At 73.1% G+C, this 17,920-nt stretch carries 16 protein-coding genes; 10 read left to right on the forward strand and 6 right to left on the reverse strand.

What is annotated here, in order from left to right; all coding sequences use genetic code 11:
- Positions 1–261 precede the first annotated feature (261 nt).
- From OG494_RS07325 to OG494_RS07345, 5 genes are all read left to right on the forward strand, one after another.
- Complete coding sequence (locus OG494_RS07325) at positions 262–1,620, forward strand: TIGR01777 family oxidoreductase (RefSeq protein WP_328453220.1); 1,359 nt, start codon at positions 262–264, stop codon at positions 1,618–1,620.
- The gene (locus OG494_RS07330; protein WP_328453222.1) at positions 1,617–2,093 is read left to right on the forward strand and encodes a TspO/MBR family protein; all 477 of its coding nucleotides are present in this window, start codon (positions 1,617–1,619) and stop codon (positions 2,091–2,093) included. Before OG494_RS07325 ends, OG494_RS07330 begins: the two co-directional genes overlap by 4 nt.
- Before the next feature lie 5 nt (positions 2,094–2,098).
- A complete protein-coding gene (locus tag OG494_RS07335; RefSeq protein ID WP_328453224.1) occupies positions 2,099–2,638 on the forward strand; it encodes a 2'-5' RNA ligase family protein in 540 nt (179 codons plus the stop codon).
- Positions 2,639–2,757: 119 nt separating this feature from the next.
- A complete protein-coding gene (locus tag OG494_RS07340) occupies positions 2,758–3,195 on the forward strand; it encodes an SRPBCC family protein (RefSeq protein WP_328453226.1) in 438 nt (145 codons plus the stop codon).
- Positions 3,196–4,005 carry a DUF1295 domain-containing protein gene (locus OG494_RS07345; protein WP_328453228.1) on the forward strand — a complete coding sequence of 270 codons (810 nt, stop codon included), beginning with the start codon at positions 3,196–3,198 and terminating at the stop codon, positions 4,003–4,005. It abuts the gene before it with no gap.
- On the opposite strand, the gene OG494_RS07350 is transcribed toward OG494_RS07345, so the two are convergent.
- From OG494_RS07350 to OG494_RS07365, 3 genes are all read right to left on the reverse strand, one after another.
- Positions 3,951–4,241, reverse strand: coding sequence for a hypothetical protein (locus tag OG494_RS07350; protein WP_328453230.1), 291 nt, complete (start codon positions 4,239–4,241; stop codon positions 3,951–3,953). The two genes, OG494_RS07345 and OG494_RS07350, sit on opposite strands and share 55 nt — an antisense overlap.
- Positions 4,242–4,499: 258 nt before the next feature.
- Positions 4,500–6,041 (reverse strand): sensor histidine kinase, encoded by a 1,542-nt coding sequence (locus OG494_RS07360; RefSeq protein ID WP_328453232.1) that lies wholly within the window; start codon positions 6,039–6,041, stop codon positions 4,500–4,502.
- Positions 6,034–6,708, reverse strand: coding sequence for a response regulator transcription factor (locus OG494_RS07365; RefSeq protein ID WP_328453234.1), 675 nt, complete (start codon positions 6,706–6,708; stop codon positions 6,034–6,036). The genes OG494_RS07360 and OG494_RS07365 overlap by 8 nt, the downstream gene beginning before the upstream one ends.
- Positions 6,709–6,801: 93 nt before the next feature.
- Here OG494_RS07365 and OG494_RS07370 point away from each other — a divergent pair, with 93 nt between their 5' ends.
- The 4 genes from OG494_RS07370 (at position 6,802) to OG494_RS07385 (ending at position 11,776) form a co-directional block, all read left to right on the forward strand.
- Entirely contained in the window at positions 6,802–7,548 is a 747-nt protein-coding gene (locus OG494_RS07370; protein WP_328453236.1) for an ABC transporter ATP-binding protein, read from the forward strand.
- Positions 7,548–10,037: an ABC transporter permease gene (locus OG494_RS07375; RefSeq protein WP_328453238.1), complete on the forward strand. Its 2,490-nt coding sequence runs from the start codon at positions 7,548–7,550 to the stop codon at positions 10,035–10,037. Before OG494_RS07370 ends, OG494_RS07375 begins: the two co-directional genes overlap by 1 nt.
- A 273-nt stretch (positions 10,038–10,310) precedes the next feature.
- Positions 10,311–11,306, forward strand: coding sequence for a YncE family protein (locus OG494_RS07380; protein ID WP_328453240.1), 996 nt, complete (start codon positions 10,311–10,313; stop codon positions 11,304–11,306).
- Positions 11,307–11,476: 170 nt separating this feature from the next.
- On the forward strand, positions 11,477–11,776 hold the full coding sequence (locus OG494_RS07385; RefSeq protein ID WP_328453242.1) for a hypothetical protein: 300 nt from the start codon (positions 11,477–11,479) through the stop codon (positions 11,774–11,776).
- 300 nt (positions 11,777–12,076) lie between these two features.
- Here the strand turns inward: OG494_RS07385 and OG494_RS07395 are convergent, their stop codons facing one another.
- Positions 12,077–15,211 carry a LamG-like jellyroll fold domain-containing protein gene (locus tag OG494_RS07395; protein ID WP_328453244.1) on the reverse strand — a complete coding sequence of 1,045 codons (3,135 nt, stop codon included), beginning with the start codon at positions 15,209–15,211 and terminating at the stop codon, positions 12,077–12,079.
- Positions 15,212–15,864: 653 nt separating this feature from the next.
- Between OG494_RS07395 and OG494_RS07400 the strand changes: the two genes are divergently transcribed.
- Complete coding sequence (locus tag OG494_RS07400; protein ID WP_328453245.1) at positions 15,865–16,338, forward strand: SRPBCC family protein; 474 nt, start codon at positions 15,865–15,867, stop codon at positions 16,336–16,338.
- A gap of 9 nt (positions 16,339–16,347) precedes the next feature.
- Here the strand turns inward: OG494_RS07400 and OG494_RS07405 are convergent, their stop codons facing one another.
- Together OG494_RS07405 and OG494_RS07410 are read right to left on the reverse strand one after the other, a co-directional pair.
- The gene (locus OG494_RS07405; RefSeq protein WP_328453247.1) at positions 16,348–16,725 is read right to left on the reverse strand and encodes a MerR family transcriptional regulator; all 378 of its coding nucleotides are present in this window, start codon (positions 16,723–16,725) and stop codon (positions 16,348–16,350) included.
- A gap of 79 nt (positions 16,726–16,804) precedes the next feature.
- Entirely contained in the window at positions 16,805–17,839 is a 1,035-nt protein-coding gene (locus OG494_RS07410) for an alpha/beta fold hydrolase (protein ID WP_328453249.1), read from the reverse strand.
- Positions 17,840–17,920 lie beyond the last annotated feature (81 nt).

Below are 17,920 nucleotides of genomic sequence, written 5' to 3' on the forward strand. Positions count from 1 at the left end.
CCCGCCCGGTGATCGTCACCCCGCCGCATCACCGACGCAACAAAAACCAGGCCCGTGCATCGAAGTTGGAGCGCACCCGTCACGGATCGGAAACCCGTCGGATCGAGTGCGCCGAAGGCGTGATGGCCGTCCCGGCGAACTCCCCCGCGCTCGTCGACCTCATTTGCATCGCATCTGCATCGTGTTCGGAGTGCGACAGCGTGGCGCGCGACTTACCCTGCGTAGGTGTCCGGATCGAAGGTGCGTCGCGGAGGTGATCGCGTGGCTCTCGAGTTCTCCACGGTGGTGGCCGCCCCGCTCGACGAGGTGTTCGCCTGGCACGGCCTGCCCGGGGCGATCGTGCGGCTGACGCCGCCGTGGCAGCCGGTCAAGGTCGGTGCCGAAGCCGGATCGCTGCGCGACGGCCGGGCCCGGCTGAACCTGCCCGGCGGCCTGCGCTGGGTCGCGGCCCACGAGCCGGCCGGGTACCAGCCGCCGCACCGGTTCGTCGACCGGCTGGACACGCCGGTGCTGGCGAAGCTGGTGTCCTGGCGGCACACCCACGGCTTCGCCGCCGACGGTCCTGATCGGACGGTCGTCACCGACCACGTCGAAACCCGGGTGCCCGAAGCGCTGCTCCGGTCGATGTTCGCCTACCGCCACCGTCAGCTCGCCGCCGATCTCGCCGCCCAGCACCGCTACTGGCACGAACCGCTGACCGTGGCCGTCACGGGCGCGAGCGGCTTGGTCGGGACCGCGCTGACGGCGCTGCTGACCACCGGCGGGCACCGGGTGATCCGGCTGGTGCGACGTCCCGCGCGCACCCGCGACGAGCGGACGTGGGACCCGGCCGCGCCGGCCGCGGGCCTGCTGGCCGGCGTCGACGCGGTCGTCCACCTGGCCGGTACTTCCGTCGCCGGGCGGTTCGACGACGGGCACCTGAAAGCCGTGCGGGACAGCCGGATCGGCCCGACCAGGGCACTGGCCGGGCTGGCGGCCCGCACCGCCGACGGCCCCGGGGTGTTCGTGTCGGCCTCGGCCGTCGGCTACTACGGCCCCGACCGCGGCGACGACGTCCTCACCGAAGACAGCAAACCGGGCGACGGCGCCTTGGCCGACATCGTCGCCGAGTGGGAGGCGGCCACCGAACCCGCCGCGGCGGCCGGGATCCGGGTGGTGCAGGTCCGCACCGGCCTGGCGTTGAGCCCACGCGGCGGCCTGCTGCGGCTGCAGTACCCGTTGTTCGCCGCGGGGCTCGGCGGGCCGCTCGGCGCGGGCCGCCACTGGACGCCGTGGATCGGCCTGGACGACCTGACCGACATCTACCTGCGCGCGCTGACCGACCGCGGCCTCGACGGGCCGGTCAACGCCGTGAGCCCCGAGCCGGTGCGCAACGTCGAGTACACCCGGGTCCTGGCCCGCACCCTCAAACGCCCGGCCCTGGTGAAAGTGCCACGCTTCGGACCGCGGCTGCTGCTCGGCCGGGACGGTGCCCGCGAACTGGCCTTCGCCGATCAGCGCGTGCAACCGGAACGCCTGCTCGCGGCCGGGCACGTCTTCCGGCACGCCCGGCTCGGCGACGCGTTGGCGCACATGCTCGGCACGGCAGCCGACACCTCGACCGTGGGAGAGCCGGTATGACCACCGTGCACCGGTCCGCCCCGGCGCCGGTCGCCTTGGCCGGCTTCCTGGCCGCGGTGGCCGTCGTCGCCGTGGTCGGCGGCCTGGCCGCGTCGTCCTCGCGCGCGGTGTACGCCGGGCTCGAGCAGCCGCCCTGGGCGCCGCCGTCCTGGCTGTTCGGTCCGGTGTGGACGGTGCTGTACCTCCTGATCGCCGTGTCCGGCTGGTGGTACTGGCGCGCCGGCGGAACACGCGGCGGCTTCACCTGGTACGCGGTCGGGCTGGTGCTCAACGCGGCGTGGACGCCGTTGTTCTTCGCCGCCGGCGCCTACACGCTCGCGCTGGTCGAGATCGTGCTCCTCGACGTCGCGGTGGCCGGTGCGGTCGCGGTGTTCTGGCGCCGCTCGCGCGTGGCCGCCGCGCTGCAGATCCCTTATCTGGCTTGGACCTTGTTCGCGACCGCGCTCAACACCGCGATCGTCGTGCTGAACTGAACGGCGTGCCGAAAGCCGGGCCGCCGCTGGTGATCACGCTCGCCGTCGACCGGGAATCCCAGCGCGCGTGGGACGAATTGCGCCGGACGTGGTTCCCGCCCGAGCGGCTGAAGGTGGGCGCGCATGTCACGCTCTTCCACGCGCTGCCGGGCGAGCACGCGGACGCCGTCATCGCCGACTGCGCCGAGATCGCGGTGCGGTACCCGCGTTTCCCCTTCTCGGTGGACGGGGTCTACTCCCTCGGCGGTGGAGTCGCCATCGCCTTGTCCTCCGCCGCATTGACGTCCCTGCACGGGGAACTGCGGACCCGGTGGCGACCGTGGTTGACCGCGCAGGACGCGCAGCCGCTGAAGCCGCACGTCACCGTCCAGAACAAAGTCGGCCGCGAAACGGCGAGGGCGACCATCGAGGCGCTCCGCCCGGACTTCGGGCCAGAGACGGGTTCGGCCACCGGGCTCGCGGTGTGGCGGTACCTGGGCGGGCCGTGGCAGCCGGTCACCTCCGTCGACTTCGTGACGCCCGCTGCGCGGCAGGCGGAGGAGTGACCATGAGGCGGGTCACCCGGGCGGGTTGTTTGGGCGCCGCCGGTGCCGGGGTAGCCGGTGGATCCGTGCCGGGCGCGGAATTCGCGACCGTCATCGAAGCTCGTCGAAAGGGTGGATCCATGACCACTGTCTCCCGCACGTTCACCGTCGATCCCGCCCCCGGCGTCGTCGTCCCCTACCTGGCCGACTTCGGCCACGCCGAGCAGTGGGACCCCGGCACCGAGCGCTGCACCCGCAACGACAGCGGCCCGGTCAAGGTCGGCTCGTCGTGGCACAACACCTCGAAGATCGCCGGGATCAGCACCGAGCTGACCTACACCCTCGAGCAGCTCGCCGGCGATCGCGTCGTGCTGGTCGGGCGCAACGACACCGCCACCTCCACCGAGACCATCGAGGTCACGCCGAGCGGCACCGGCTCCGAGATCACCTACACCAACGAGCTGCAGTTCCACGGCCTCGCCAAGGTCGCGGCCCCGCTGGGCAAGGTGGTCTTCGAAAAGCTCGGCAACGACACCGAGAAACAACTGACCGACGTGCTCAACGGGCTGGCCCGCTGAATGGGACGACGCACGCTCGACACGGCGAACCTGCGCCGGGTGGCCGGGTTGTCGGCCGCCGTCGTGACGGTCGCGCAGGCCGCGACGGCGGTGGTGGCGCTGCGGAAGGGCCGGCGCGACTACGCCGACGCCGTCTGGGGTCCCGGCTTGGCGGCCGTGGCGGTCACGAGCGCGCTGGCCGGGCGCGGTGACGCTCGGCGGCGCTGGGCGCTGGCCGCGCTCACCGTCGCGTGGGCGGCCCGGCTGGAACGGCAGATGCTCGGCCGCCTGCGCGGCAGCGACGAAGAGGATCCGCGCTACACCGACTTCCTGGAGGGCGCCTCGACGCCGGCGGTCGTCGGCAAGGTGTTCCTCACCCAGGGGCTGAGCCAGCTGCTGGTCTCGGCTCCGGTGCAGCTGGCCGCCGCCGGCGCCCTGCCGCGCGGCAGGCGTCGGTGGCTGGCGCCGGCGGGACTGGCGGTCATGGCCGGCGGGGCCGTGGTGGAGGCGCTGGCCGACCACCAGAAGACGGTGTACTCCCGGCAGGACAGGGACGAGCGGCCGGACGTGCTCGACACCGGCCTGTGGGGCTGGTCGCGGCATCCGAACTACTTCGGCGACTCACTGGTGTGGGACGGCGCGTGGCTCACCGCGGCCGCGTCGCCGCCCGGCCTGTGGACCCTGCCCGCGCCGGCGTTGATGAGCTACCTGCTGATGTTCGCCACGGGCGCCAAGCGCACCGAGAACCGCATGCAGGACCGCCCGGGTTACCGCGACTACCAGAACCGGGTGGCGTTCTTCTTCCCGCGGCCGCCGTCCGGACGGACCTGAGAACACGTGGTTTCAGCGTGCGAGTGCGGACACGCGCTTTCCCGGGACGCCACCCGGGCCCGCGCGTCCACCTCACTCGCCGCGGTGCCCGGCACCGGGGAGTCCATCGGCAGCAGTGCCGCTTCGTGGACGACGGCCAGGTAGACCGCGCGGCACCACGCCGGAACGGTGATTTCGCTGGCTTCTCGCGGCCGCCCGAACAGCAGTTCCGGCTCGGCGGTGACTTCCGGGCTCATGGGGTGGACGGTATCCGCGGCGAGGCTACCCGGGAGAGGGAATGGTTCAGGCGTCGTGCTTCCTCGCCACTGTGATCGCGAAGGCGAGCAGGATGAAGGCGACGGCGGCGAAGTAGGCCAGCGCCCAGCCCTGGGGCAGGGGCGAGGAGGAACTTGCCGGCGACGTTGAACGGCAGCCACTGGTGGATGTTCCGGCCTGCGCCGGAGACGAGCCGGACCAGATTTTCCACGGCGAGTGCGTAGACCAGCAGCAGGTCCCTACCGGATCTCCCGGAACCTGGTGGGATGGGTCGGCGGCCGACGAGTGGGATCGTGTGCTTGCTGTGGTCTCGGCAGCCGCGCGATCAGCCGGGCGCCCGTCGTGCTGTCCGCCGCGCGGAGCGAGCCGCCGTGGCGCGTGGCGATGTCGCGGGCGAGGGTGAGCCCGAGGCCCGAGCCGCCGGCGTCGCGGGCGCGGGCGTCGTCCAGCCGGGCGAAGCGCTCGAAGACGCGTTCGCGCTCCTCGGGCGGGATGCCGGGGCCGTCGTCGAGCACCTCCAGGACGATTTCGGCCGCGGTTCGTCCGAGGGTCACGGTGACGGTGGTCCGCGCGTGCCGCACCGCGTTGTCCAGGAGGTTGCGCAGCAGGCGTTCCAGCTGGACCGCCGCACCGGGCACCGGCGCCGGACCGTCCACAACGGACCGCACGACCGGGCCGCCGGTGCCGAGCGCGCGTTCGGCGACCTGCTCCGCCACGACGTCCGCGAGGTCGACGACGCCGGACGGCGGCGTGGCCTCGGCCGGGTCGGCCGCCAGCTGCAGCAGGTCCGCCGTGATGCGCTGCAGGCGCCGCACGTCGTCCAATGACCGGTGCGCGACCGCCGGCCAGTCCGCCCGGTCCGGGTGGGTGAGCGCGACCTCGAGGGCCGTGCGCAGGTTGGCCAGCGGGCTGCGCAGCTCGTGGCTCGCGTCGGTGACGAACTGTTCCTGCTGGTCGTGCGCCTGCTGCAGCCGCTCCAGGGTCTCGTTGGTGGTCCGCGCCAGCTGTTCGACCTCGTCGCGGGAGCGGGGGACGGGGACGCGCCGGTCGAGCCTGCTGCCGCTGACCCCGGCCAGCTCCCGCCGGATCGCCTCCACCGGCCGCAGCGCGCGCCCCGCCGTGTACCACGCGACCAGCGCCGTGAGCACCACCGCGAGCGGGACGAAGAACCTCAAGGTGTCGTCGAACAGCGCCAGCGTGCGGAGGGTGTCCCAGGGCAGCACGAACAGGTACAGCGTCAGCCTTTGCGGCGCCGCGCCGGACCCGGTGCCCAGCCCGTGGTCCAGGGTGGTGCCTTCCCGGCCGAGCGGTTCCACCAGCGCGGCCGGGACGTTCTCGACGACCCGGCCCAGCACGGTGTAGCCGCGGTACTCCCGCCAGCCGGGGTGGGTGCCCGGCCGCAGGGTGACGCCGGTGGTGGTGGTCCAGTTCGGCGCCGCGTCCGCGGGGGCGGGCGGCGGCGGGGTCCACGCGGGGTCCCAGCGGCGCAGGTCGGGGCTGCTGACCACGGACTGCCCGGAGTCGGCGACCACGCTGAAAAGCGCGTCGCCGGAGCGGACGCCGGCGGCCAGCGCGGCCCGGCCGCCCCCGGCGGCGGCGACCGCGTAGGCGTCGGCCATCCGCCCGAGCTCGGCATCGGTGCGGGCGACGGCGGTGCCGCTCAGGCGGTCGCTGAGGAATTGCCGCGTGCCCAGCCAGCCCAGCGTGAAGACGGCGACGCAGAGCAGCGTCGCCGAGAGCGCCGCGCCGCGCCGCACCGAAACCGGCCACCACCTACTCATCGGCCACCAGCCGGTAGCCGATCCCGCGCACGGTGGTGATGGTGCGCCGGCCGAACGGCGCGTCCAGCTTCCGCCGCAACGCGCTCACGTAGACCTCGACGATGTTCGGGTCGCCCCGGTAGGCGAGGTCCCAGACCTGCTCCAGGATCTCGGGTTTCGCCACGACCTGGCCGTCGTGCCGCAGCAGGCACTCGAGCACCGCGAACTCCTTGGTGGTCAGCGACACCGGCTGCCCGGCCCGGCGGCACGTCCGCTTCGCGGGGTCGAGCACCAGGTCGCCGAAGGCGAGCGCGGCGGGTGCGCCGGCGCGGCCCCGCCGGGTGAGGGCGCGCAGCCGCGCGGTGAGCACCACGTAGGAGAAGGGTTTGCCCAGGAAGTCGTCGGCGCCGGTGTCGAGCGCTTCGGCTTCGTCGTACTCGCCGTTCTTCGCGGTGAGCATGAGGATCGGCGTGCTCACCCCGCGGTCCCGCAGCGCCGCGCAGACGCGATAACCGTTGAGCTTCGGCAGCATGATGTCGAGCACGATCACCTGATAGGGGTACTGCTGTGCCAGCGCCAGGCCTTCCTCGCCGTCGCGCGCGAGGTCCACGGCGTAACCGTCGGCCTCCAGTCCCCACTGGAGCGTCTCGGCCAGCCGCGCTTCGTCCTCCACCACGAGCACCCGCATACCGCCGATCTTCGCAGATCCGCGTGCGGCTTCCTGAAACGTTCTTCAGGTCGGTTCAGGAGGCGTTCAGGCGACCTCGGCCAAGATCGCCGCATGCAGCCTGACACAGTGGACGGTCCCGCCGCGGCGGGCGTGACGGACGTCGTGAAGACCCACGGCCGGGGCGACACCGCGGTACGGGCGCTGGACCGCGTCACGCTCGGTTTCCCGGCCCGCCGCTTCACCGCGATCATGGGTCCCTCCGGCTCGGGCAAGTCGACCCTGCTGCACTGCCTGGCCGGTCTGGACACTGTGGACAGCGGAAGCGTCCGGATCGGACGGTCGGAGCTCACCGGGCTGTCCGACGCGGCGCTGACCCGGGTGCGGCGCGACCGGGTCGGGTTCGTGTTCCAGTCGTTCAACCTGCTGCCGACCATGAGCGCGGAGGAGAACATCCTGCTGGGGCTGCGGCTGGCCGGGCGCCGGCCGGACCGGACGTGGTTCACCACGGTCGTCGACGCGCTGGGCCTGGGGCCGCGGCTGCGGCACAAGCCGGGTGAGCTTTCCGGCGGGCAGCAGCAGCGGGTCGCGTGCGCGCGTGCCCTGGCCGGCCGGCCGGACGTCGTGTTCGCCGACGAGCCCACCGGCAGCCTGGACTCGCGCTCGGGTGCCGAGGTCCTCGGCTTCCTGCGCACGTCGGTCCGCGAACTCGGCCAGACGGTCGTGATGGTGACCCACGACCCGGTCGCCGCCTCCTACGCCGACCACGGCGTGCTGCTCGCCGACGGCCGCGTCGCCGCCCACCTCGCCCGGCCGACCGCCGAGACCGTGCTCTCGGCGCTCACCGGCCTGGGGGCGTGATGCCGCGGACCGTCCTCGCCGGGCTCCGGGCCCGCCCCCTGCGGCTGCTGCTCTCGGCGGTCGCCATCACGCTCGGCGTGGCCTTCGTCGCCGGGGCGTTCATCCTGTCCGACGCCGTCGGCGCCCGGCTGCGCGCCGGGGTCGCGTTCGAGACGCGCGGCGTGGACGCGTCGATCAGCGCCACCCGCAGGGGCGCGGTGCTCGACGAGTCGACGTTGGCGAAGGTCCGCGCCGTGCCCGGCGTCGCCGCGGCGGAGGGCCGCGTCACCGCGAGCGCGCCCGTGCGCGACATCACCGGGCGTCCGCAGGATGCGGCCGTCACGGCCTTGGCCGCGGATCCGGGGCTGCGGCCGTTCGACCTCGCCGACGGCCGGTTCCCGCGCACCACCGGCGAAATCGCGATGGACAGCGCCACCGCCGCGGGCCGGGTGTTCGGGCAACCGGTGACCGTGTTCGGTGAGGACGGCCGGCCGCGCACGTTCGACCTCGTCGGCACGTTCACCCGGCCGGCGGGCTCCGGTCTCGGCGGTGCTCCGCTGGTGCTGCTGCCCGGGGCCGTGCACGAGCTGGCCCCGGGCACGTCGATCGGCGAAATCGTCGTGCGGGCGGCTCCTGGTGCCCCGCGGCTCGTCGCCGACCTGACGCGGGCTGTGGGCGGCCGGGGCGTCGAGGTGCACACCGGGCGGGAGGCCGCGGCGCGGTTGCTGCGTGAGACCGCGCCGGATTCGACGGGGCTGACGAAGTTCTTCACGGCGTTCGCGGTGCTCGCGATGATCGTGGCCGCGATGGTGATCACCAACTCCTTCACCATCCTCGTCGCGCAGCGGGCGCGGGAGCTGGCGCTGCTGCGCTGCATCGGCGCGGGGAAGCGGCAGGTCTTCGCGGGGGTGCTCGCGGAAGCGGTGGTGGTGGGCGCGGTCGCGTCGGTGGCCGGATTGTCCGGCGGGCTCGGCATCGCGGCCGTCCTGCAGGCGATCACCGGGGAGGCGGTCCACCTTCCACTGGCCGGCCGGACGGTCGCCGCGGCGCTCGCGGTCGGGCTCCTGGTGACGGCCGTCGCCGCGGCCCTCCCGGCCTGGGCCGCGACCTGCGTCGCCCCGGTCGAGGCCCTGCGGACCCCGCTGGAAGGGCGCTCCGCCCGCCCGAAGCGGTCGCGAGCGGTGGTGGCGGCCGTCCTGCTGGCAGCCGGCGTCGCGGCGGCCGTGGCGGCGCTGAACGCGGAGGCGGAGTCCGGCGCCGCGCTCGCGGTGACGGCGATGGCCGCGTGCCTCGCCTCACTGCTGGCGGCCGGCCCGCTGCTGGCCGGCCCGGTCGTCCGGCTGCTGGGCGTGGCGGCGACCCCGCTGCTCGGCCGCCCGGCGCGGCTGGCCGCGCTGAACGCGGACCGCAACCCGAAGCGGACCGCCGCCAGCGCCGCCGCGCTCACCATCGGCCTCGCCGTGGTGGCCCTCGTGACCACGATGGCCGCGGGTGTCGAAGCAGGCCGCGGCCAGGGTCTGGACGAGCAGCTGAGGGCGGACTTCGTCGTCACGTCGGTGGCCGCGACCCGGCCGTTGCCCGCGACCCTCGCCGACACCCTCGCGGCGGTGCCGGGGGTGGCGGTCGCCGCGCCCCGGCACTCGTTCTCCGGCGACCTGGGGCGCTACGGCGCCTACGGGATGGCGGCCGTGCGCGGTGACGCGATCGGCAGCCTGCTGCGGCCGGTGGTGCTGTCCGGACGGCTCGACCGGCTCGGCCCGGGGGAGCTGGCGGTGAGCGGGGAACTCGCCGCGGAGACCGGCCTCGCGGTCGGCGCCACCGTGCGCGCCGGGCCGGCGGACCGGCCGGTGCCGCTGCGTGTCGTCGCGGTCTACGACGCCGTCGACGTCCCGGGCGCCGATCTGGGACTCGCTCTGGTCGATCTCGGCCAGCAGGCCGCGATCGCGCTCGGCGACCACGGCTACGACGACAGCGTCCTGGTGCGCCTCGCTCCCGGCGTGCGCGGAGACCGGGCCCGCCCGGCCCTGGACCAGGCCCTCGCCGGCGCGCCGCTGGCCCGGCTCGACAGCGTCGCCGAGGTCGAGGACCGGCTGTCGGCGCCGCTGCGGGGCACCCTGGACCTGTTGTGGGCGCTGACCGCGCTGGCGGTGCTGATCGCGTTCGCCGGCATCGCGAACACGCTTTCGCTGTCGGTCCTGGAGCGGACGCGGGAATCGGCGCTGCTGCGCGCGCTCGGCCTGACCCGCGCCGGTCTCGGTGCCACGATCGCCGCGGAGTCGGTGTTCGTCGCCCTGCTCGGCGCCGCGTGCGGCCTGGCTCTCGGCGTCGGCTCGGCGTGGCTGATGACGCGGGTGGCGTCGACGCCGGGCGAACCGGTGCTGTTCGCGCTGCCGTGGGGCCGGCTCGGGGTGCTGCTGGCGGCGTCGGTGCTGGCGGCGCCGGTGGCCGCGGTGCTCCCGGCCCGCCGGGCGGCGAGGGGCTCGCTGACGATGGGGATGGCGGAACAGTGAGTCGCCGCGCAGGTGCGGCCCCGGTGAACGGCGCCACCGGCGGCTGTCCGGCCACGACACCGCGTCCGGCGTCAGGGGAGCCCGATCCCGTGAGCCGACCGTCCACTGTGGATCAACGCGGGGATCGGGTGGTCTCCGCGGTCCTGGTCCGACGCGCCCTCACCGCCGGGACGGAAAGGCCGATCTTACGGCGTGCTTACCGAACGCTTCGCCGGCCCGCTCGCCCGGCGCGGGGTGCCTAGGGTTGGCGGCCTTCGTAGGAAAGGGGTTCCGGTGCGTCTCGCTCCTTGGTGCCTGGCTGTCGTCCTCCTCGCCGGCTGCTCGAGCCCGGTCGCGGACAAACCCGCCGAACTGCCGCCGGCCGCCGAACCCGCCGCCGCTCCCGGGGTGGCCCGGACGCCGGCCGGTCAGGTGCTGCCGATCGGCTCGGCGCCCGAAGGTGTCGTCGCCGACGCGGTCACGCACCTGGTCGCGGTCGGCGTCCGGAAGCCGGACGCGCTCGCCCTCGTCGACGCGCGCACCGGGCAGGTGGTGAAGCGGGTGCCGTTGCCCGGCTGGCTGCGCCACCTCCAGCTCGCCGCGCCCGGCGGGCCGGTGCTGGTCCCCGATGAGACGTCCAACTCGTTGCTGACCGTCGCCCTGCCCGGGGGCGAGGTGACCACGACGGTGGTGACCGGCGTGGTCCCGCACGACGCGACCCGGGCCGCCAACGGCTCGTACTTCGTCGCGAACGAGCTGGGCAAGAGCGTGGCCGTCGTCCGCGACGGGCACGTCGTGCACACCTTTCCCGACGTCACCCAGCCGGTCGGGCTCGCGGCCGTGGGTGATCTCGTCGGGCTGGTCGACGTCCGGCAGAACGATCTCACCGTCTACGACGCGGGGGCGCTGCGGCAGGTCGGACGTGTCCCCGCCGGTGCCGGGCCCACGCACGTGCTCGCCGACAAGCGCGGCCACCTCGCGGTGGCCGACACCCGCGGCAACGCCGTCCTGCTCTACCGGCTCACGCCGCGGCTCGAACAGATCGGGAAGCTGACGCTGCCGGGAACGCCGTACGGGATCGCTTACGACGCGGTGCGCGACCGCATGTGGGTGACGCTGACCGCGCGCAACGAGGTGGTCGGCATCGACCTCGCCTCCGGTACGCCGACTGAGGTCGTGCGGCTGCCGACCGTGCGGCAGCCGAACACGGTCGGCGTCGACCCGGCGACCGGGAGGCTGTTCGTCACCGGTACCGCCGACGGTGTCCTCGAGCTGATCGACCCACGCTGAACGGCACGCCGGGTGATGACCGCCGCGCCGGTCGCGATGGGAATTCGTCCTGCCGCCACTGTGTGAGTCCACAGTGGCCGATCGGCTGCCGGAGCCGTAACGCTCAGGTAAGGATCACGGGCGGCGTGACGTGGGACGCTCGACGTATCACCGAATCGGGAGGATATGTCATGACCCACCAGCATTCCTGGCGCAGGATGGTCGCGAAGCCGGCCGGAATCCGCCCCCTGCATTGGCTGGTGATCGTCGGCTACGCGTTGGTGGTCGCCGGTGGCGCCAAAGGCGTTTCCCTGTTCACCGCCGGGATGATGACGGGTTTGCCGTTGGTCGGCGGTTGGCTGATGCTCGCACTGGGGCTGGCCTATGCCGGAGTACGTGTCCGTCCGTCCATCGGTGGTGCGCTGCTCGTCGGTTTCGGTGTCGGCGCCGTGCTGGTCGTGTTCTTCGCCGGGATGCGGATGGTCGGCTGAGAGAACGTGGCCGGGATCTTCGTGAACACGGGGAACGCGACCGCCGTCGCCGATCTCGGCTTGGCGATCGGCACCGGCACGGATGCGGCGATCGAGGCGAACCTGTGCTGGGCCCTGGCCTGCACCGTGGCGGCAGGCCCGCCGGCGGCGGGCCTGCCGAACCCGATGATCGCGGGCGTCGAGCTGTCGGTCGTGTCCGGCAGCCTGCGCCTGACCCGGTTCCTGGGCACAGCGACGCGGGTACCGCGCTCGACAGCGCGGTACCCGCGTCGCAGGCGTGCCGGTCCGAGGCGCCGGCGATCAGGAGAGCCGGGCCACCTCCGCGTCCGTCAGCGCCTTGCCCACCACGTCGACGTCGTCGACCGCGCCGCGCCAGAAGTCGACGTTGCCGCCGTTGTACTTGGCCCGCCCGACCGTGAACGCGCCGGTGCCCGCGACCGCCGGACCGGCCGGGGCCGTCGCGACCTTCACGCCGTCCACGTAGAGCCGGATCTCGTTGCCGGCCCGTACACCCGTCAGCTCGTACCAGCGGCCGATCTCCGGCACGACCTCGTAGCGGGCCCGGTTGCCACCAGGCGTGCTGAACGCGAACGCGCCCTGCCCGTACTGGAGGTAGAACGGGCTTTCCCGCTCCCGGCCGTCCTGGCTCACCGCGGTCGCGTAGTTGCCGGGCAGCTCGTCGAGCCGCACCTTCGCGGACACGGTGTAGTCACCGGTCGTGTCGACGACCGGGCCGTAGGTGTCGGCGGAGCCACCGGTGAACTGCAGCGCGCCGCCGGTGAACGCCACCCCGGCCGGGGTGAGCGTCAGCGGGTTGTTGCCGCCGCTCGAGTCCCTCGCGGTCGTTCCCCCGCGCTCGTCGAGGTTCCACGCGGCCTTCCCCGCGTAGGGATAGGGCTTGCCCGCGTTGGCGCCGGCCTCGATCACGCGCCGGTTGATCTCGCGGACCGGACCGGGATCGACCTTGAGGCGCTTGCGGTCGTAGGTCCAGAGCCCGTTGAGCTCGCCTTCCAGGTCGGTGACCTGTGTGTAGACCGACGCCGACAGCTCGGCCCGGGCCTGCCCGAGGTAGAACGTGCGGGTGTTGTCGACGTACTTCGCCGTCAGCGCCGCCTTGTCCGCCACGCCGCTGTAGATCGCGATCGGCGCACCCGGCCACTGGTGACCCGGCGTGCGCAGCGTGAAGCCGCCGTGCTCGCCGTCCATCGCGACGCGCCTGCCGTCCGAGGCGGCCGGATCGGTGTTGTTGTAGTCGTGGTGGTCGATGACGTCACCGCGGCCCGAGTCGCCCTTCGAGGCGCAGCAGTTCACCCCGCTGTGGGCGTTGACGATCCGGCTCGGGTCGGCGGCCTTGACCTGGTCGGCGATCCGGCCGGTCGCGGCCTTGTCCCACTCGCCCCAGCCCTCGTTGAACACGATCCAGGCGTAGATCGACGGGTAGTTCTGCAGCTGGTGCATCTCTTCGAGGCCCTGGCTGAGCCACGCCTGCTGCGCCGCGGGGTTGTTGCCGTCGTCGAGGGACACGAAGTCCTGCCAGACCAGCAGGCCCAGCTGATCCGCGTGGTAGTACCAGCGGGCCGGCTCGACCTTGATGTGCTTGCGGACGGCGTTGAAGCCGAGGTCCTTCTGCGCCTTCAGGTCGAAGACGAGGGCGTCGTCGCTCGGCGCGGTGTTCAGGCCGTCCGGGTAGAAGCCCTGGTCCAGCTGCATCAGGGAGAAGTACGGCTTGCCGTTGAGCGTCAGCTTGGGGACGCCGCCGACGTTCGTGATGCCGGTGGACCGCATGCCGAAGTAGCTCTTGACCTTGTCGCCGCCCAGCTTGATCTCCAGCTGGTACAGGTACGGGTCGTCCGGCGTCCACAGGTGCGGGTTCGGCACCGGCAGCTTCAGGTTCGTGTTCGCCGGTCCGGTGACCGTGCCGACCTGCCGGCCGCGCGTGTCCTTGGCGACCGCCGTGACGGTGGCGTTGCCCGCGGACTTGACGTTCAGTGCCAGCGAGCTGGTGGTCAGGTCGGGAGTCGTCTTGATCTCGTCGATGCCCTTGTCCGCCACCGGTTCCAGCCACACCGTCTGCCAGATGCCCGACGACGGGGTGTAGAAGATGCCGCCGGGGTTGGGGGACTGCTTGCCCTTGGGCTGGTACGGGCCGGTCGTGTCGGTGACGGCGACGACGATCTCCTGCTCGTCGCCGCGCTTGAGCGCGTCGGTGATGTCGGCGCTGAACGCCGTGTAGCCGCCGGTGTGCTCCGCGACGACCTTGCCGTTCACCCACACCTTCGCCTGGTAGTCGACCGCGCCGAAGTTGAGCTTGAGGCGCTGCCCGCCGCCGATCTTCCAGTCGCGCGGGACGGTGACCGTGCGGCGGTAGAACATGTGGTCCTCGTGCCGTTCGAGCCCGGAGAGCTGCGACTCGATCGGGTAGGGCACGACGACCTTCTCGGGCAGCCGCTTGCCGAACGCAGGCTGCTGGCCTTCCTTGGCGGCCGAGAACTCCCACGGGCCGTTGAGGTTGACCCACTTGTCGCGCTCGAGTTGCGGCCGCGGGTACTCCGGCAGCGGGTGGCGCGTGTCGACGTTCTCGCCCCACGTCGTCCGGAGCCGTTCCGTCGACGTGTTCGCGGCACTGCGGATGACCTTGCCGATCTTCGTGCCGTTCACCGCGAGCGCGCCGGCGCCGTCGTAGTAGACGCTGACTCGCTGGCCCTTCAGGACCCTCTCGGCCAGCCGGATCGTGACCCGGTCGCGGTTCGCTGTGACGAGCGAGACCGGCATCGGCGTCGCGTCGACGTCGATCCGAAGATGGTCCTTCAGGTCGTTCGAGCCCGAGACGCGGCCGTCGAAGCCGGCCGTGAGCGTGCGGCCGTCCTGGGACACCTCCGCCGTGCGCGGCACGACCTGGTAGTCGGCAGGCGGCGTGAACGCCGACAGCGGCACGATCTGCTTCGCGATGGCCGCGCTCGACCAGCGCAGGAACATGTTGGCGCCGCCGGTGTCCTGGAACATCTCCAGCTTGAAGTCGTACTGCTTGCCGGCGGTCAGCGTGACCGGCGCGCCGGTCTGCTCGGTGTCCCAGTCGCCGACCCAGTGGTCGATCACCGGTGCGCCGTCGATGAACAGCCGGAACCCGTTGTCGCCGATGGCGTAGAACGTGTAGTCGCCGGTCTGCGGCACGGCGATCTGCCCGGTCCACCGGGCGGTCGTGTGCTCCGTGCGCCCGGTGACCAACCCGAAGACCGAGGTCAGGTCCGGGTGGTCGACCTCCGAGTCGAGCGCGGTGCCGGCCAGGTCGGCGAAGTCGTGCGCGTCCGGCGACGACGGCGTGAAGTACTCGGCTTTCAGGCCGTGCACGGGCTCGGCGGCACCGGCGGGCGGCGTTCCCGACGCCACGCCCAGCGCCACCAGCAAGGCGAGGAGGACGGAAGCGGCTCTTCTCATCGGCGAGATCCCCTTCATTTTTACAACGTTGTAAAAAGCTCTGCGAGGATCCAAACAGATAAATCGGACTCCCCGATACCGCCGAATGTCGGTATCTTGAGGGCCACTTGCCTCAGGCTGCTCGGTAACCATGTGCAGCCCGCCGGCACGGGTAGGGGTGGTCGAGGCCAGGTCGGCTGTGAAGTCTGGGCCTCAGTGCCGCTCTCGTGGAGTCCGGCTGGCGCGCGTCGAGGATCGGCCGCCGGTATTCCGGGGTGCGCAGCCAGGTCGTGAGCCGATCTCGGGGGTTGTCGCTGTTGCGGCGCGGACCTCCCCGACCTCGTCGGCGAGCAGCGCCTCCAGGAGTTCGCAGCGGGTCGCGAAGTTGCCGTACCGCGTGGCCGGGCCGACCCCGGATGTCCGGGCGATCCCGCCACCGACGTCTCGGCTCCGGCGGCGAACGCAGTACGGCCGCCCCGGGCACTCGCGGCCGGGGTCACCCGCGCCGTGGCGGCGGTCGCCGGTGGGTTGGCGGGGGCGTGGCCGCTGTCGCCGGCCGGGTCCGGGCTCGTCGTCCCGGGGTTCGGGATCCTCGGTGCCGAGCTGGGAGCGAACCTCGTGCTCCACGCCCGCAGCGGTGACCGATCCGTGACGGCCGCGGATAGGGTGGCGGCATGAGCCGCTGGGTCGTGTCCGTCGAGCGCCGCATCGCCGCCCCGGCGGACCGGGTGTACGCGTTGGTCGCCGATCCCTTGCGGCACAAGGACATCGACGGGTCCGGCTCCTTGGTCGAAGCGATCGACGTCAGCTCACCCGGCCGGCCGCTCGGCCTGGGTGACCACTTCGGCATGAGAATGGACCTCCGCGGCAAGTACGTCATGACGAGCACGGTGATCGAGGCCGTGCCCGGCCGTCGCTTCGCCTGGCAGAGCCGGCCGCACGAAGACTCGGTCAAGTGGCGCCTGGTGTTCGGCGGCCGGATCTGGCGTTACGAGTTCGAGCCGGCCGGCGACGGCACTCTGGTCCGGGAGAGCTGGGACCTGAGCGAAGAGCCGCTGCGGGTGGTCGTCGCGGGGGGCCGGTGGGCGGCGCGGGCGGCGATGCGCCGCACCCTGGACCGGATGGCCGGGCTCGTCGAATCGCCGTGAGCGCGGCCGTCAGCTGCCGGCCGCCGCCCGGAGGGATGCGCGGTGGGCCCGGTTCGCGGCGAGGAGACCGTCGAGGGAGTCGCGGGTGTCGACGAGGTCGGCGATGTGCCGGGTCAGCTTCTCGCGTTCCTGCTGCATCCGCTCGAACGCGGCGTCGGAGTTCCCCTCGCTGGGGGCTTCGACGCAGGGGAGCAGCTCGGCGATCGTGCGGCTGGACAGGCCGGCGTCGAACAGCCGCTGGATGAAGGCCACCCGCTCGACTTCCCGGTCCGTGTAGTGCCGTTGCCCGCTGGTGCTGCGGGTGCTGGTGAGCAGGCCCTGTTGTTCGTAGTAGCGCAGGGATCGCACGCTCACCCCCGCTTGTGACGCCAGTTCGCCGATCCGCACGACGTCCTCCCGGTTGCGACCTGTGACAAGAAGGGATCGATGCCGGATCTTAGCGTGGTGCGCCGTGCCCTCGGCGCGGTCAAAGCAGGCCGGCGGTGGCGGCGTGCGCGGCGGCCGCCGCGCGGGACGACACGCCCAGCTTGCCGCGGATGTTCGACACGTGCCGGTGCGCCGTGTGGGCGCTGATCCCGAGCCGGCGCGCGATCTCCTGGTCGCTCAGCCCTTGGGCGACCAGGCGCAGCACGTCGAGTTCGCGGGCGGAGAGCCCGCCGGCCGGCGAGCCCGGCGGGCGGGCTCTCCGCCCGGCGCCGAGGAACTCCCGCACGGGCCGGACGAGGGCGTCCGTGTCGCCGCGCCAGGGCAGGTGGTCGGTTCCGTCGAGCGGGACGAAGGTGGCGCCCGGGATGCGCGCGGCGACGTCCCGGCCCAGGGCGAACGGGATCGCGCGGTCGTCGCGGCGGTGCAGGACGAGGGTGGGGACCTCGATCGCGGCCAGCCGGTCCCGGACGTCGAACGCGTACACCGCCGCGAGCGCGCGCTCCGCCTTCGCCGCGGACAGGGCGGCGCGCTGGAACCGGACGAACTCGTCGCGCTCCACCGCCGTCGCGGTCGGCAGGAACAGGTCGGCGAGGACCCGGGAGCCCACGCCCCAATGACGTCCGAGCAGGGTCAGCAAGGAATCCCGTGCTTCCGCCGTGGCGATCTCGGTGCCGCGGGCGTAGCTGCCGTACAGGACGAGCCGTTCCACGCGGTCCGGGTGGGCCGCCGCGTACGCCATCGCGGCGCAGCCCGCGGACGAACCGCCGAACAGGCTCACCTTCTCCCCGGCCGCGTCGACGACGGCGCTCAACGCCTTCACCTCGTCGGCGAGCGAGGTGACCAGCGGCCCGGCGGGGTCGGACATGCCGACGCCGGGCCGGTCGTAGCGGACGAGCGTGAACCGGTCGCCGAGCAGCCCGCCGAACCGCCGGAACAAGGGGTTCTGCCAGTCCAGCTCGAGGTGCCCGCACCACCAGTTGCCGACGACGAGGGGCGGGCCGGCGCCGGCGGTGGCCCAGGCGACCGTGCGATCGCCCGCGGCGGCGAAGCGGACGGCTTGGTCTTGTCCCGGCATTTCCCCAGCTTAGGCCGGTGCGCGAGCCGGCGTGGCCGGTTCCGGCCAGCGCCCGGAATGGCACGGGCGGGTGATGCGGTG

This window comes from Amycolatopsis sp. NBC_00438, assembly GCF_036026695.1.
Classification (GTDB): domain Bacteria; phylum Actinomycetota; class Actinomycetes; order Mycobacteriales; family Pseudonocardiaceae; genus Amycolatopsis.